At 27.8% G+C, this 16,066-nt stretch carries 17 protein-coding genes; 13 read left to right on the forward strand and 4 right to left on the reverse strand.

The window, feature by feature from the left end:
- Positions 1 to 56 precede the first annotated feature (56 nt).
- Together rfbD and CS899_RS07550 are read left to right on the forward strand one after the other, a co-directional pair.
- The gene (gene rfbD / locus CS899_RS07545) at positions 57 to 905 is read left to right on the forward strand and encodes a dTDP-4-dehydrorhamnose reductase (protein WP_100065578.1); all 849 of its coding nucleotides are present in this window, start codon (positions 57 to 59) and stop codon (positions 903 to 905) included.
- Between the two features lie 2 nt (positions 906 to 907).
- Entirely contained in the window at positions 908 to 2,167 is a 1,260-nt protein-coding gene (locus tag CS899_RS07550; RefSeq protein WP_100065579.1) for a dicarboxylate/amino acid:cation symporter, read from the forward strand.
- Positions 2,168 to 2,180: 13 nt separating this feature from the next.
- On the opposite strand, the gene CS899_RS07555 is transcribed toward CS899_RS07550, so the two are convergent.
- From CS899_RS07555 to CS899_RS07570, 4 genes are all read right to left on the reverse strand, one after another.
- Positions 2,181 to 2,630, reverse strand: coding sequence for a YaiI/YqxD family protein (locus CS899_RS07555; protein WP_100065580.1), 450 nt, complete (start codon positions 2,628 to 2,630; stop codon positions 2,181 to 2,183).
- A complete protein-coding gene (locus CS899_RS07560; RefSeq protein ID WP_100065581.1) occupies positions 2,627 to 4,006 on the reverse strand; it encodes a UDP-N-acetylmuramoyl-tripeptide--D-alanyl-D-alanine ligase in 1,380 nt (459 codons plus the stop codon). Before CS899_RS07560 ends, CS899_RS07555 begins: the two co-directional genes overlap by 4 nt.
- Before the next feature lie 2 nt (positions 4,007 to 4,008).
- Entirely contained in the window at positions 4,009 to 5,091 is a 1,083-nt protein-coding gene (locus tag CS899_RS07565; RefSeq protein WP_100065582.1) for a D-alanine--D-alanine ligase family protein, read from the reverse strand.
- Between the two features lie 107 nt (positions 5,092 to 5,198).
- Positions 5,199 to 5,963, reverse strand: a complete 765-nt coding sequence (locus CS899_RS07570) for a putative ABC transporter permease (protein WP_100065583.1) — start codon at positions 5,961 to 5,963, stop codon at positions 5,199 to 5,201.
- A 151-nt stretch (positions 5,964 to 6,114) separates the two neighbouring features.
- Here CS899_RS07570 and CS899_RS07575 point away from each other — a divergent pair, with 151 nt between their 5' ends.
- The 11 genes from CS899_RS07575 (at position 6,115) to pstB (ending at position 16,062) form a co-directional block, all read left to right on the forward strand.
- Positions 6,115 to 7,095, forward strand: a complete 981-nt coding sequence (locus CS899_RS07575; protein ID WP_100065584.1) for a magnesium transporter CorA family protein — start codon at positions 6,115 to 6,117, stop codon at positions 7,093 to 7,095.
- A gap of 58 nt (positions 7,096 to 7,153) precedes the next feature.
- Positions 7,154 to 8,536, forward strand: coding sequence for an NAD(P)/FAD-dependent oxidoreductase (locus CS899_RS07580; protein ID WP_100065585.1), 1,383 nt, complete (start codon positions 7,154 to 7,156; stop codon positions 8,534 to 8,536).
- Positions 8,537 to 8,554: 18 nt separating this feature from the next.
- Positions 8,555 to 9,118: a hypothetical protein gene (locus CS899_RS07585; protein ID WP_100065586.1), complete on the forward strand. Its 564-nt coding sequence runs from the start codon at positions 8,555 to 8,557 to the stop codon at positions 9,116 to 9,118.
- The gene (locus tag CS899_RS07590; RefSeq protein ID WP_100065587.1) at positions 9,115 to 9,639 is read left to right on the forward strand and encodes a dihydrofolate reductase; all 525 of its coding nucleotides are present in this window, start codon (positions 9,115 to 9,117) and stop codon (positions 9,637 to 9,639) included. Before CS899_RS07585 ends, CS899_RS07590 begins: the two co-directional genes overlap by 4 nt.
- A gap of 94 nt (positions 9,640 to 9,733) precedes the next feature.
- Complete coding sequence (locus tag CS899_RS07595) at positions 9,734 to 10,795, forward strand: zinc ribbon domain-containing protein (RefSeq protein WP_100065588.1); 1,062 nt, start codon at positions 9,734 to 9,736, stop codon at positions 10,793 to 10,795.
- Positions 10,796 to 10,805: 10 nt separating this feature from the next.
- On the forward strand, positions 10,806 to 11,717 hold the full coding sequence (locus tag CS899_RS07600; RefSeq protein ID WP_100065589.1) for a 1-phosphofructokinase family hexose kinase: 912 nt from the start codon (positions 10,806 to 10,808) through the stop codon (positions 11,715 to 11,717).
- Between the two features lie 92 nt (positions 11,718 to 11,809).
- Positions 11,810 to 12,616, forward strand: coding sequence for an SH3 domain-containing protein (locus CS899_RS07605; RefSeq protein ID WP_129582291.1), 807 nt, complete (start codon positions 11,810 to 11,812; stop codon positions 12,614 to 12,616).
- A 137-nt stretch (positions 12,617 to 12,753) separates the two neighbouring features.
- Positions 12,754 to 13,593, forward strand: coding sequence for a substrate-binding domain-containing protein (locus tag CS899_RS07610; protein ID WP_100065591.1), 840 nt, complete (start codon positions 12,754 to 12,756; stop codon positions 13,591 to 13,593).
- A gap of 13 nt (positions 13,594 to 13,606) precedes the next feature.
- Positions 13,607 to 14,494, forward strand: coding sequence for a phosphate ABC transporter permease subunit PstC (gene pstC / locus CS899_RS07615; protein ID WP_242491888.1), 888 nt, complete (start codon positions 13,607 to 13,609; stop codon positions 14,492 to 14,494).
- Complete coding sequence (pstA, locus tag CS899_RS07620; protein ID WP_100065592.1) at positions 14,484 to 15,320, forward strand: phosphate ABC transporter permease PstA; 837 nt, start codon at positions 14,484 to 14,486, stop codon at positions 15,318 to 15,320. The genes pstC and pstA overlap by 11 nt, the downstream gene beginning before the upstream one ends.
- Positions 15,313 to 16,062 (forward strand): phosphate ABC transporter ATP-binding protein PstB, encoded by a 750-nt coding sequence (pstB, locus tag CS899_RS07625; RefSeq protein WP_100065593.1) that lies wholly within the window; start codon positions 15,313 to 15,315, stop codon positions 16,060 to 16,062. Before pstA ends, pstB begins: the two co-directional genes overlap by 8 nt.
- The last annotated feature ends 4 nt before the right edge of the window (positions 16,063 to 16,066 follow it).

Consider the following 16,066-nt stretch of genomic DNA (forward strand, 5'->3'; position numbering starts at 1 on the left):
GGATAAAAAGAAAAAATTTATTATAATAGTTAGGAGACTTTAAGGAGGTAGATAAAATGTCATATGAAACACAAATATGGATAGCGGGTTCAAATGGAAGAATAGGTAGTGAACTTATAAAAATATTAAATCCAGAAGATTACGAGATATTAGCAACAGATATTGATGAAGTTGATATAACAGATTCGAAAATAGTTAATTTATATGTAGATATGCATAGACCAGAAATTATTATAAATTGTGCAGGAATAACAGATTTAGATTATTGTGAAGAAAATTTAGAAGAGGCTTTTAGAGTAAATGCTATTGGTGCAAAAAATTTAGCGATAGCAGCTACTAGAATAAATGCCAAAATTATTCAACTATCTACAGACGATGTATTTAGTGGAGAAGGAAACAAACCATATAGGGAATATGATGAATTAGGAGCTAGAACTGTATATGGTAAATCAAAAGTATTGGCAGAAGAATATATAAGAGAATTTTCTCAAAATTACTTTATATTAAGAAGTTCTTGGCTATATGGTGGTGGAAATAAATATGTTGAAAATATAATTTCACAAGCCAAAGAAAATGGTGTGGTAAAAGTAGCGAATAAACAAATAGGAAGTCCAACGAGTTCAAAAGAATTAGCTAAATTTATACTAAGTATAATAGATTCTTACAATTATGGAACATATCATGTAGCTTGTATAGGACAATGTAGTAGGAAAGAATTTGCCCAAGAGATATTAGATATATTAAGTATAAAAGCAGAAGTTGAAGAAATAGAAGGTTTGTCTGGCTATTCAAATAGACCAGAATATTCTGCATTGGATAATTTTTTACTTAGAATTTCAAATATGTATATATTCCCAGATTGGAAAACTGCATTAAAAGAATATATAAAAGAGGTGGAAAAATAAATATGACAGAACAAAAAAAGAAAAAAATGGGACTGACGAGTAAAATCTTTATAGGTTTATTAGTTGGTGCTATATTAGGATCGATAATAAACTGGAAATTTAATACTGATTTTATACAAAAATATATTGTTGAAGGTGTACTGTTTATAGTAGGACAAGGATTTATTAGGGCAATGCAAATGCTTGTAGTACCATTAGTATTTGCATCTTTAGTAACAGGTAGTATGAGTATGGGGGATACTACAAAACTTGGTAAAATTGGGATAAAATCTATGGCGTTTTATTTAACAACGACATCACTTGCAATAGCAATAGCTTTAGGAGTATCCAATATAATAAATCCAGGAACAAATTTAAAATTAACACTACCAACAGCAGCTGCAAAAGAAGTTGTCGAAAAAACTAGTATGGTAGATACGATATTAAATATAATACCAACAAATCCTATTTCTTCTCTTGCCAATGGAGAAATGTTACAAATAATAGTTTTTGCACTAGTGATAGGAATTATTTTAGCTAAACTTGGAGAAAAGGCAAAAACTACAGCAAACTTTATGGTAGAACTTAACAATATAATGATGGAAATGACAATGATGGTAATGAAACTTGCGCCAATAGGTGTATTTGCCTTAATTACTAGAACATTCGCAGGACTTGGTCTAAGTGCTATGTTACCTATGTTTAAGTATATGTTTTCAGTAATAGCTGGTCTTGGAGCTCAACTATTTTTAGTGTATATGTTATTATTATTCGTTTTAGCAAAGGTGAATCCATTTAAATTTTTGAAGAAATTTTTTCCAGTTATGGGATTTGCATTTTCAACAGCAAGTTCAAACGCTACTATACCATTAAACATAAATAAATTAGCAGATATGGGAATATCCAAGAAGGTATCATCATTTACAATACCATTAGGTGCAACTATAAATATGGATGGAACTGCAATTATGCAAGGAGTTGCAGTCGTGTTCATATCGCAGGCCTATGGAATACCACTTACTTTAGCTGACTATGGAACTGTTATACTTGCAGCAACACTTGCATCTGTAGGAACTGCAGGAATACCATCTGTAGGGCTTGTAACATTAACCATGGTATTGAGTTCTGTAGGTTTACCAACAGAAGGAATAGCTTTAATTATGGGAATAGATAGAATATTAGACATGAGTAGAACAGCTATTAATATTACAGGAGATGCAGTTTGTAGTACTATAATAGCAAAACAAGAAAATATGGTAGATTTAAAAAAATATAATTCTTAATACAAAAAAACAGCTATTTTGAAGTAGCTGTTTTTATTAATTTTATTAAATTGTTTTTGAAATTTAAATTATCATTAGTTACCCTTTTTTTAAATTTACTACTATAAATATTATTTCTTCTATTAACTTTATTAATATGTCTTTCAAAAAGTAGTTGATCTATATTAAAATTATTTATTTCTTTACCATAAAAATTTAGGACATATGAATTCTTACTTAAAGCGATAGATGCAAGTCCCATATCATTAGTAATTAAAATATCATTTTTAGATAATTTGCTTAAAATATATAAATCAGCTGAATCATTTCCTTGTTCAATAGTAACTATGTCAACATTTTCTTCATTTATATTGAAAGTATGATTATAATCCTTAACTAGAATGACTTTAAGTTTATAGTTTTTTGAAATTGAAATTATTTCTTTAATAACAGGACAACTATCAGCATCTACATATACTATCATACTCTAGAATATTCTTTTAATGCATCTACTATGTATTCAAGGTGCATAGCTCTGGAAGCTTTTATCATTATTAGAGTATTTGGTACAATACATTTAGCTACACTTCTAATAAGTTCGTCTCTACTTGAGAAATGAAATGCATGATCTTGAGGAAAGTTATCTTTAGCAGAATCATAGATGTTGCTAGCTAAATCCCCAATGGTAAAAAGATAATCTATTTTATCGGGGTTTAAATTTTTCCCAACATTTTCATGTATTGAAATTTCGTTGTCACCAAGTTCTAGCATATCTCCTATAATAGTGATTTTTCTATCATAATCTTCTAAAGTGTATATTGTTTCTAGACATGAGTCTAAACTTTGAGGATTTGATTTATAGCTATCATTTAAAATATCAAAATCTTTTAATTGAATTAATTCATTTCTCATTCCAGTTAAATCAATAGACTTTAAACCTTTAGCTATTGTTGAATAATCAAGTCCAAAAAATTCTGCAATTATAATGGAAACAGCACCATTATAAATTTGATGATTTCCTAAAAGAGGTATAGTGTAGATGTGATCTTCTAAATTAAAAGTAACACCTGAACCATCATAACTCAAAGGTTCTATTATAAAATCATTATTTTCGTTTACACCATAAGTAAAAGTTCTTTCAGGCAACTCGAATTCTTTAGATATGTTTCTTAAATTAAGATCATCACCATTGTAGAAATATATTCCATTTTTAGGTAAACCTTCAAGTATTTCTAGTTTTGCTCTAGCTATATTTGCTCTGGTTTTTAAAGTTAATAAATGAGCATCTCCTATATTAGTGATTAATGCCATGTCAGGTTTAGCTAAATTAGTTAAAAAAGATATTTCCCCGAAATTTTCAGTTCCCATTTCAAGCACTGCTACTTCACAATCACTATCTAGAGATAATAGTGTCATAGGAAGACCTATTTCATTATTAAAATTTTTTTGAGTTTTTTGTACTTTGAATTTTTCTTTTAAAATACTTGCAAGAATATCTTTAGTTGTTGTTTTTCCATTAGAACCTGTTATAGCAATAATTTTACAGTCTAAAGAATTTCTGTAATTTTTTGCTAGAGTAATAAAGGCTTTATAAGTATCCTCAACTAAAATAACAGGTAAGTCATTACGAGGTAAAAATCTTTTTTTCTCCCATAGAATTGCAGAGGCACCATCTTCCAAAGCTTTAAAAGCATATTCATGACCATCAAAATTAGGTCCTATTAATGGTATAAATAAATTATTTTTCTCTATGGTTCTTGAGTCAGTAGATACTCCGCTTACAAAAATATTAGAATCCGATATATTAAATAGCTCTCCATCACATAAATGGGCTATTTCACTTAAACTTTTTTCAATCATATTTAAATTTCCTTAATTAATGTTTTCTTTTTATTATATTTATCAATAGCATAGTCAACTAATCTATCCAATAACTCAGGGAAAGATACATTATCTGTTACTTTCCATAACATAGTGGTCATAGAATGATTAGTCATACCAGGAGAGGTATTTATCTCGTTTACTAGCATTTCTCTATCTCTGTCTCTTAAGAAAATATCTACTCTAGCAAGCCCAGAACAGTTACAGGTAGTATATACTTTTTTAGCTAAATTTTGAACTTTTTCAGTTTCTCCTTCTTTTAATTCAAAAGGAACTATATGAACTGTATTGTCATCAAAATATTTACCTTCATAATTATAAAATTCTTGTTGAACTCTTGAAATTCCTGGTAGAGATGCTATAGGATTTTCGTTACCTATAACAGAAACTTGTAATTCGTCACCAACAATAGCTTCTTCAAGTAAAATTTTTGAATCATATTTGAAAGCTAAGTCGATAGCATCAAAAATATCTTCTTCATTTTTAACGCATGTAACACCTATAGAAGAACCTGCATTACATGGCTTTACATATATAGGAAGACCTAAATAACTTATAATATTTAAAATATTATTCTTGTCATTTATGTCATAATATTCTTTTAATAAAATTTTATATTTTGCTTGAGGAATATTATTTTCTTCAAATAGTTGATTGGTTATAGCCTTATCCATACAAAGAGCAGAAGATAAAACTCCATTTCCAACATAAGGTATATCCAAAATTTCAAGTAATCCCTGTAAAACTCCATCTTCACCATAAGTTCCATGTATTATAGGGAAAAATATATTATTATCAGAATCAACATAGTAGTTGGATAAGAAATTACTTAAAGATTTAGCAATACTTTCATTTTCTATAGGATGTATTACTAAATCTTTATAATTTTTTATTTTATTATCACATTTTCCAAAAGGAATCCAAGTTCCACTTTTAGTAACGTATACAGGGAAAACATTATATTTTTTTCTATCTAAGCTATTAATAACATTGGTAGCACTTAGAAGTGAAATTTCATGTTCAACACTAACACCACCATAAATTACATATATATTTTTAAGCATTTAACAATCTCCAATTCATGTTTAGAATATTTTAATAATACTATATCGTAAGGATATTTACAAATTAAGTATAAAGAATTGTATTGTAAAATTAAAATACAAAAATATTATTTTCTATATTTGTTTATTATATTTTTTAGTATTTCAAAAGATTCATTGGGGTTTAATGATTTTATATTAGGGAAAGCTTTAATAAATCTTCTATGAATAAAATTAATAGTAACCTTTCCTTTCTCTTTTTTATCTTTTAATTCAAACTTTATCTTTTCAGCTTTGCTTTCTATATCTTGAAGAATATTATCAGTAATTCTACTTCTAGCTAAACTAAGTTCATTTAAATTAAAAGTTTTATTGGCTAAATTTGTAATGTCAAAAACAGCAATAGATGTAAATATAATATCTGCAATAAAAAGTAATGAAGTCAACACAAATATAATAATAAATATATAGTAAGGAATATTAGAATATAATTTTTCAAAAAAGGGATGTACAAGTTCTACAAGAAAAACAGATAAAAATCCAAACATTAATAGATTTTTTAGGCATATTCTTCCTTTTATGTTTAATTTTTCTTTACTATAGTCCCATAATGATAGTTTAAAAACTTTTTCCAGAATAATACTCGTAATATATTCTAAAAAACCACATAATAGTGTACTAAGAAAAAATAAAATTAAAATTTTATTTTTGAAATCTGATAATGCAATTATTATTAATATTGCTGCGGCACCATATATAGGACAGTAAGGACCAATTAAAAACCCCCTGTTTACAACCTTTTTTTCATATAGTGAACAGTAAATACTTTCAACGATCCAACCTAAGATACTATACGTTATAAATAGTAAAAACAAAAAAGAAAAACCAGCCATTAAAATCTCCTCAACAGTATAGAAAGTGATTATTTTTTTATAACAATACAAAATTCAATTAAATAATATCAAAATCTATTATACTATATTATAGTAAGGTATTAATTAAAATTGCTTAATATTTTAGAAATTATATGAAAGAGTAGGAAAAATGAGAAATAAACAGATAAAAGTTACATATTTTAACAATGAAAAGTATGAAACTATAGAAATGTTAAATATTGACAATATAGAGGAAAGAAAATATTTTAATTGTTGGATAGACATAAAAGATAATTCTTTTAAAGATTATGCAAAAGATTTGGAAGACAAATTCAAGGTTCATCCTTTAGCAATTGAAGATATAGTAGATGGTTCAAAAAGAACAAAACTAGAAAGATTTGATAACTTTGAATTTATAATTTTGCATCCTATTAAACTTGAAGATTCGGTAAAAAAATTAATACATTATGATGATATTTATGTAATATTAAAGGATAAATTAATAATAACTCTTAGTAATAGCGAGGTAGATATATTTTATGATTTAATAAATAATTTGTATATTAATAAGGTAAATATAGATAATACAACAAATAAATTAAATTTTGCAATTATGGAAAAATTGGTAGATAATTACTATGATAATTTTGGAGTTTTGGAAGAAGAAGTTGATAAACTTGATATTCGACTTATTAAGGATTATAAATATGATATAATTGATGAACTATACCTTCTACGAAGAAATATGATTTATATGAATAAATATATTACACCTATTAAGAGCATTATAAAATATATTTATGAAGCAGGAGAAAATAACAGGAGAGAAGAAGGTAAGTACTATTATAGAGATTTAAATGATGATATCGAAACTATTACAGAAAATATAGAAGTTTATAAGGATTTAACAACTACTATAATAGATACCATAAATAATAGAGTGGGAGAAAAGACTAATCAAATAACAACAGTTCTAACTGTATGGTCTACGATATTTTTGCCTATTACATTTATAACAGGCGTATTTGGTATGAATTTTAAACATATGGATAGCCTAACATGGAAATATGCTTATCCAATATTTTGGTTAATATCGATAATTATAGTTTTAATTATGGTTTTGTTTTTTAGGAGAAAGAAATGGTTGTAAAGCTTGTGTTTATAATGTAAAGCATATATAATATTATGGGTTTTATTGGAGGGGGATTATGAATAAAGATTATGACATTATTATAGTTGGAGCAGGAGCTAGTGGGGTATTTGCTTCTTATGAATTTACGAAATTAAATATTGATGCAAAAATATTAATGATAGATTCAGGAAATCCTATTGAAAAGAGAATATGCCCTATAAAGACAGGGAAAGTACCAAATTGCATTAGTTGTGTGCCATGTAATATAATGAATGGATTTGGTGGTGCAGGTACATTATCGGATGGAAAATATAATATAACAAATAATTTTGGAGGGGATTTACACAATTTTGTTGGTAATGAAGAAGCTATAGAGTTAATGGAATATGTAGATTCTGTTTTATGCGACTTTGATGGACAAGAGTCTAAACTTTATTCAACAGCTTCAACTAACCTAAAAACTGTTGCTTTACAAAATAATTTACATTTATTAGATGCAAAAGTTAGACATTTTGGAACAGATAGAAACATAGAAATTCTTAAAAAAATGTGTAGTTATATAGAAGATAAAGTTGAGATGATTTGGAGAACAACAGTGGATACTGTTGAAAAGAAAGATGATATATTCACTATTACAACAGATAAAGGTGAAAGTTACACTTGTAAAGATTTAATTCTTTCAGCAGGAAGATCGGGTTCTAAGTGGATATCGAAAATATGTGAACAAGAAAATGTAAATTTACAAAGTAACAAGGTTGATATAGGAGTTAGAGTAGAGGTACCAGCAGAAGTATTTAAACATATTACAGATGAAGTATATGAAAGTAAGATAGTATATCAAACACAACAATACAATGATTTAGTGAGAACTTTTTGTATGAACCCTTATGGAGAAGTTGTAGCAGAAAATACTAATGGAATAATAACAGTTAATGGTCATGCATATGCAGACCCAGAACTTCAATCTGAAAATACTAACTTTGCACTTCTTGTATCAAATACTTTTACAGAGCCATTTAGAGATTCAAATGAATATGGAGAATCCATAGCTAAATTATCTAATATGCTTGGTGGAGGAGTTCTTTTACAAAGATTTGGAGATTTAATAAAAGGAAGAAGATCTAGCGAAAGAAGAATGAAAAAATGCTTTACTAGACCAACATTAAAAGCGACAGCTGGAGATTTATCTTTAGTAATTCCAAAAAGACAGTTAGACGATATTATTGAGATGATTTATGCTTTAGATAAAATTGCACCAGGAATGGCTAATGAAGATACATTACTTTATGGTGTAGAGGTTAAATTCTACAATTCTAGGGTAGAAGTAAGCGAGAATTTAGAAACTAGTGTAAAAGGAATGTATTGCGTAGGAGATGGCTCAGGTGTAACACATTCACTATCACAAGCCTCAGCAAGTGGTATTCATATAGCTAGAATTTTAAATAGGAAATACAAATAGATAGAGGTAAGATATAGAATGGTTACAAGTATTTTTGTAAGAAGGGAAGAAGAAAAAGTACAAATTGAAGCATTGAAGAAGTCCATTAGGATATATTTCGAGGGTGATGTAGACTATAACCAAAGATTGGATTTTATTGAATATGACATTTCAAAAGATGAAGATTTACTAAAAATATTGGAAGTTTTTGATAATAGATATTCAATAGACGAACTAAAAAATCTAAAAAAAGATATAATGATTACAGCTTTCAACAAAGATAGTAAAATAATATTTGTATATGACGGAAGAGGGAAATTTACTGATTCAAGAAAGAAAACATTAGAAAATTATCCTGAAAATATAAAACTTGGATATCCATTAGAATATTGGATAGAAAAATGTGGAGAAATAAAAGAAACTTCTACTGTAGAGCTTCCAACAGCTTTGAAAGATAGTTTAACAGATATTATTTGTGCTAAAAATGGATACACTGTTATAAGAATAATGGATGAAGAGTTTGACTGGCGTGAAGAAGGAGCTATGGAAAGACTTACAAAAATAATAGATAACTCTAAAAAAGGAACATTTGATTTACAATGAAATTGACACTTATAGTAGCTGCAGATAAAAATTTTGGGATTGGAATAAATGGAGATATGCTCTTTTATATAAGTGATGATTTAAATAGATTTAAGGAATTAACCACTAATAATATTATAATAATGGGGAGAGGAACTTTTGAAGCACTGCCTAATTCTAAGGAATTACCAGAAAGAATAAATATAATATTATCTAGCAAAAATATAGAAACAAGTACTGGAATAGTAGTAGATTCAATTGGAAATCTTCAAAGAAAACTTCAAGAAATAAATCCTAAAAATGAAAAAGAAGAATTTCTAATTGGTGGTGGTAATTTAATAAAAAATTTATGGTCAAGTATAGATAGAGCATTAATTACAATTGTTGATAAAGCATATACAAATGTGGACACATATATACCTAATATTTTTGAAGATAAAGACTTTGAAATAGTTAAAATATCTAAAGAAAGATATGATGAAAAAAATAGATTTTATTACAAATACTATGAGTTTAAAAGAATAAAAGATGTATCACTATGACTTTAGTGGTACATTTTTTATTGTTACAAAAAATCTAACTTCAGGGATATATTAAAATGCTATGATATAATATATTTCATAAGGGAGTGATATAATGTTTTGCCCAAATTGTGGAAAAAAGATACCAGAAAAATCTAAATTTTGTCCCATGTGTGGATTTAATATAAAAGAGTTCTTTGATAATTCGTTTAAAGATGAGCCCAAAGAAGAAATGGAAGATTTAGAATTTGAAGAAAAAATAAAAGAAAATAAATTAGAAGATTTATTTGTAGGAAATGATAATTACAAGAAAAATATAGGTGATTCTCCAGTAGAAAATATAAAAAACGAAGAAGTTGTTTATGATAAAGATGGTGTAAATTTTGAAGATATAAAATCTACCATAAAAAATAGTCAAGATATTGAAGAAATAGAAGATTTAGAATTTGAAGAAAAAATAAATTATTTTGAAGGAGAAAATAAAGATAATAATTATGATGACAAAAAAACTATAACTAGAAAAGAATATATAAAGAATATATCTCAATTTAAAAATAAGGTAATTTTAAAAATTAAGTCAAGTCAGAATATAATTCACGCTAAGATAAGGAAATTTCTTCAAGATTTAATTTTAGAAAAAAATAAATACAAAGACTACTTAATAATATTTACAGCATTAACTATTTTCATACCGTTGATTATTAGATTGAGTGCAAATTTTCAAGATGGAAAAATAGGAACAAATATTTTAAAATTTGCTTTTATATTATTAGTTACTATTGTGAATTTATTAGTTACAGCATTGGGACCATACCTGTCTTTAAAAATATTAAATTTTAATTATATAAAAAATTTAGATAAGAGTACAATAAAATCTGTTGTATTATTGTCTACTGTGATAATATCTGCTGTTAATTTAATTATATTTGTAATTTTTGGGCATATAGCAAGTATGGATATGATACTTTCAAATAAATTCACGATAAAAGGCGGAGTTGTAACATTTATTTCTATAATATTAAAAACTTATATTATAGAAACTATGATAATAGATAGAATAAAAGAGGAAAAGTACTCTAAGGTTACAATGTCTATACTATTAGGTGTTATATTAGCTGAAATAGCTTCATTTTTAATAGCTGCACCAATTATATCATTGTTACAAGGTGTAATGTAAAGGAGCGGATATGATTTATACTGTTACAATAAATCCTTCTATGGATTTGCTAGTAGAAGTAAATAATTTGGAAAAAAATAAAACAAATAGAATGAATAATGATTTAAGAGTTCCAGGAGGAAAGGCTATAAATGTTGCAAGAGTACTTAGAAGACTTGGAATGCCATCAGTTGCGACGGGGTTTATAGGGGGATACACAGGAGAATTTATAAAAGAATGGCTAGAGATGGAAGATATAAAAACATCTTTTATAGAGATTGATGACGAAACAAGAATAAATATAAAGCTGCTTAATCAGGGAATTATTATAAATGGTCGAGGACCAAATGTATCTATAAATGAAGTAACAGAATTTCTGTATTTCATGTCAAGAGTTGAGGAAGGCGATACTGTTATAATTACAGGCTCTTTGCCACCATCAGTAGATGATGAATTGATAGATAGACTTATCCATATATGTAAAGCAAATAAATCAGAATTTGTAATAGATGCAGAACCAGAAAAATTAAAAGAATTTTTAAAGTATAAACCATTATTAATAAAACCAAATATTTCGGATGTAGAAAAAATGTTTAAAGTAGAAATAAATTCACAAGATTTAATATTGAAATATGGGTTTAAGATAATAGAAATGGGAGCTAAACATGCCATAATATCTGTTGGAGAAAATGGAGCTTATCTATTTAGTGGTGAACATGCATTTAGAGGAGAAGGTATAGAAGGAACAGAGGTTAGAACCGAAGGTGTAAGAGATTCTATGATAGCTGGATTTATATCTACATATATAAGGACAGCAAATTTAGAAGAATCGTTTAAAGTTGCAATGGCAGCTGCTACAGCTACAGCATTTTCTAAAGATTTGGCCAAGAGAAATAAAATTGAAGAATTGTTTAATAAGGTAATGGTACAAAAGATATTCTAAGTGAGAGAAGATATTGTTATTTACAATAATCAATAATTTGTAGTATATTATACTTATGTTAAAAGAATATACTTTACGGAAGGTGTAATATGTTGAGTAATAATTTAAATAGAATGATTATTGCCATTGGCGCTATAGTATTGGCAATTATGATTGCTCTTGTATTGTCATTTGCCATTAATAAATCTACAGTTAGTAATTTGGAAAAAGAGGCAAATGAATATATGCAAGAAGAAGATTATAACTCTGCAAGCACAATTTATTCTAAATTAGTGTCAAAAACTGGAGAAAAAAAGTATAAGAAAAAACAAGAAGAAGTGGAATTAATTATTAAAGGTTCAAGACAATATGAATTAGGAATGTCAAAAATTGAAAAAAAAGAGTATATAAGTGCTATTAAATATTTCAAAAAAGTAGATGAGAAGGATAAGGTTTTTTATGAGAAGGCTCAAAAACAACTAGAAATTGTAGAAAATAAAATTTTATTAGAGGTAGAAGAGGCAATACAAGACGATAATACCTATTTAGCTTCTTCAATCTTGAACGATTATATAAGTATAGTTGAAAATAGTCAAAAGGCTCAAGAATTATTGGACTCTTTAAATGGAACGGCAGTTGAAGAAGATGATGATAAAGAAGAATATGATGAACTAGTATCTGAATTACCTGAAAATCCTAAAGATTGGGTAGGTAAAACTTTTGAGATAAAAACTGGAAAGGCAAATATTAGGGAAGAGGCTAAGCTAGATAGTGAAGTTATTACTACAATTGCAAAAGGCGGAACTATAGTGGTGGAAAAGATAAAATACGATGGTGATAGAATCTGGTGCTATGGAACTATTAAAAGTGCCAAAACAGGAGAAACTTTTAAGGCTTGGTTATCAAGTAAAAATTTATAAATAGGTTATTAGAGAATAATAGTATTACTATTATTCTTTTTTTATTAATTAATTTAACATAAATTTTACATATATAATCTTTTTATTTAACAAAGTTATAATACTATGTAAGTGAAATTAAAATACAGGAGGAAATTATGAAAAAAATTATAAAAAAATTAACAATTAGTTTGGGATTACTTACATTATTAACAGCTTGTGGAAGTTCAGAAAAAGAGATGACAGTTATTTCAAGAGAAGAAGGCTCTGGTACAAGATCAGCTTTTGTAGAATTGGTAGGAATAGTTGATAAGGATAAAAATGATATTACAACTAAAGAAGCAGTAATACAAAATAATACAGAAGCAGTAATGACGGCAATAGAAAAAGACGAAAATTCAATAGGATACATTTCTTTAGGTTCATTAGGGGATAAAGTTAAAGCTCTAAAAGTTGAAGGCGTGGAAGCTAATGGTGAGAATGTATCAAATGGTAGTTATAAGATTTCAAGACCATTCAATATAGTTACAGATGAAAAAGTTGAACCAGCTACACAAGATTTTATAAACTTTATATTAAGTACTGAAGGTCAAAAAATTGTAGAAGATTCAGGATATATAAAATCTGTAGAAGATGCTAAAGAATTTAAGTCAGATAATTCAGAAGGAAACATTGCTATTGCAGGTTCATCATCTGTTACACCAGTAATGGAAAAATTAGTTGAAGGATATAAAAAGGTCAATCCTAAGGTTAAAATTCAAGTTAACTTGTCAGATTCAACATCTGGAATACAATCTGTAAATGATGGTATAGCTCAAATAGGAATGGTTTCAAGAGAATTAAAAGATAGCGAAAAGGGCTTAAAAGATACAGTGATAGCACTAGATGGAATTGCCGTTATAGCCAATAAATCAAATGAAGCAAATGATTTAAAATTAGAAGACATTAAAAAAATATATTCAGGTGAAGTAACTAGTTGGGAAGAAATATCTAAATAGTAGGTGAGAATAATTGGAAACAGAAAAAAGTAAAAAAATATTTTACTTCAAAGAAAAATCTTTTAAAAGCATAGCTTTAATATCTACATTTGCATCTATAGCAGCAGTAATAGTTATATGCTTATTCATTTTTCTTAATGGAGTACCAGCAATAAAAGAAATTGGAGTAAAGGAGTTCCTTTTAGGAACTACCTGGTCTCCAACATCAAATCCTGCAAAATTTGGGATTTTACCAATGATACTATCTAGTGTATATGTAACACTAGGAGCTATAATAATAGGAGTGCCAATAGGAATATTTACAGCTGTATTTATGGCTAAATATTGTCCAAAGAAAATATATTCATTTTTATCAGCTGGAGTAAATTTAATGGCTGGAATACCATCTATTATTTATGGTTTTTTTGGGTTAATAGTAATAGTTCCAATAGTAGGTTCCGTTATAGGAAAAACAGGACTTACTATGTTATCGGCAATAATAATACTTGGAATAATGATACTTCCAACAATAATATCCCTTTCAGAAGCTGCAATAAGAGCGGTGCCAAAAAGTTTTTATGAAGGTGCAGTAGCTCTAGGAGCAACAAAAGAGAGGGCTATTTTTACTGTTGTTTTACCAGCGGCAAAGTCAGGGATAATTTCATCAGTAATACTTGGAATAGGAAGAGCAATAGGAGAAACTATGGCAGTTATACTTGTTGCTGGAGGACAAGCTAGACTTCCAAGAGGCTTATTTAGAGGTGTAAGAACTATGACTATGAACATAGTACTAGAAATGGGTTATGCCGCCGATTTACACAGAGAGGCACTAATTGCAACAGGAGCTGTGCTTTTTGTGTTTATATTGTTGATAAATATAGCTTTTGTAATAAGTAAAAGGAGAAAATCAAATGAAAACTAGTAGTAAAATTTTAAAAGGTTTGATATTTTTCTTTGCAGGACTAACATTTTTATCATTGTTTTTTATAATTTTTTTCATACTAATAAAGGGTGTTCCACATTTAGCGCCGTCTTTATTTAGCTTTAAATATACAAGTGAAAATTTATCTATGATGCCAGCAATTATAAATACACTAATAATGGTTTTATTGGCTTTACTAGCAGCGGTTCCATTAGGTATTTTAACTGCTATTTACTTGGTAGAATATGCAAATCAAAAAAGTAAAATAGTAAATATGGTTAGAATTACAGCAGATACTTTGTCAGGAATACCATCAATTGTATATGGACTTTTTGGTATGTTGTTTTTTGTAATTTACTTAAAATGGAATATGAGTATACTAGCTGGAGCAATGACAGTTTCTATAATGATACTCCCACTTATAATGAGAAGTACAGAGGAAGCATTGATTGCTATACCACAATCTTTGAGAGATGCAAGCTATGGTCTTGGTGCTGGAAAAGTTAGAACTATTTTAAAAATAGTTATTCCATCTGCAATGCCTGGTATTTTAGCAGGAGTTATTTTGGGGATTGGTAGAATTATTGGAGAAACGGCTGCTCTTATATATACTTCAGGAACAGTAGCCGAAGTTCCTTCGAAATTAATAGGAGAAGCAAGTGGTGGAAGAACTTTGGCATTGCATATGTATGCACTATCTAGTGAAGGTATAAATGTAGATCAAGCTTATGCAACTGGAGTTATACTACTTGTAGTAGTACTTATAATTAACTTTTTATCAACAAAGTTAGCTAAAAAATTGGGGAAGGATAATATAGATGAGTAAAATAGAAATAAAAAATTTTAACTCTTATTATGGAGAATTTCATGCCATAAAAGATATAAATATGAATATAGAAAAAAATGAAGTAACAGCCTTTATAGGGCCATCAGGTTGTGGTAAGTCCACATTACTAAAAAGTTTAAATAGAATGAATGATTTAGTTTTATCTTTTAAGAAAGATGGTAATATATACTTAGATGGAAAAGAGATTTTTGATGAAACAGATGTATATGATTTAAGGAAGAAAGTAGGTATGGTTTTTCAAAAACCAAATCCATTCCCAATGTCTATTTATGATAATATAGCTTATGGACCAAGGACTCATGGTATAAAAGACAAGAGGACTTTAGATGAAATAGTAGAGAAATCATTAAAGCAAGGTGCTATTTGGAATGAAGTTAAGGATAATTTAAAAAAATCGGCATTAGCTTTATCTGGGGGACAGCAACAAAGAATTTGCATAGCAAGAGCTATGGCTGTAGAGCCAGAGGTAATACTATTGGATGAACCAACTTCAGCATTAGATCCTATTTCGACAGCAAAGATAGAAGATTTACTAGAGATTATAAAAAAAGAATATACCATAGTTATGGTAACTCATAATATGCAACAAGCCACAAGAGTTTCAGATAAAACAGGGTTTTTTCTATTAGGGGAATTAGTAGAGTTTGATACTACAGAAAAGTTATTTTCATTTCCTACAGATAAAAGAACAGAAGATTATATAACAGGACGTTTTGGTTAGGAGG

Source organism: Miniphocaeibacter massiliensis (genome assembly GCF_900232905.1).
Classification (GTDB): Bacteria; Bacillota; Clostridia; order Tissierellales; family Peptoniphilaceae; genus Miniphocaeibacter; species Miniphocaeibacter massiliensis.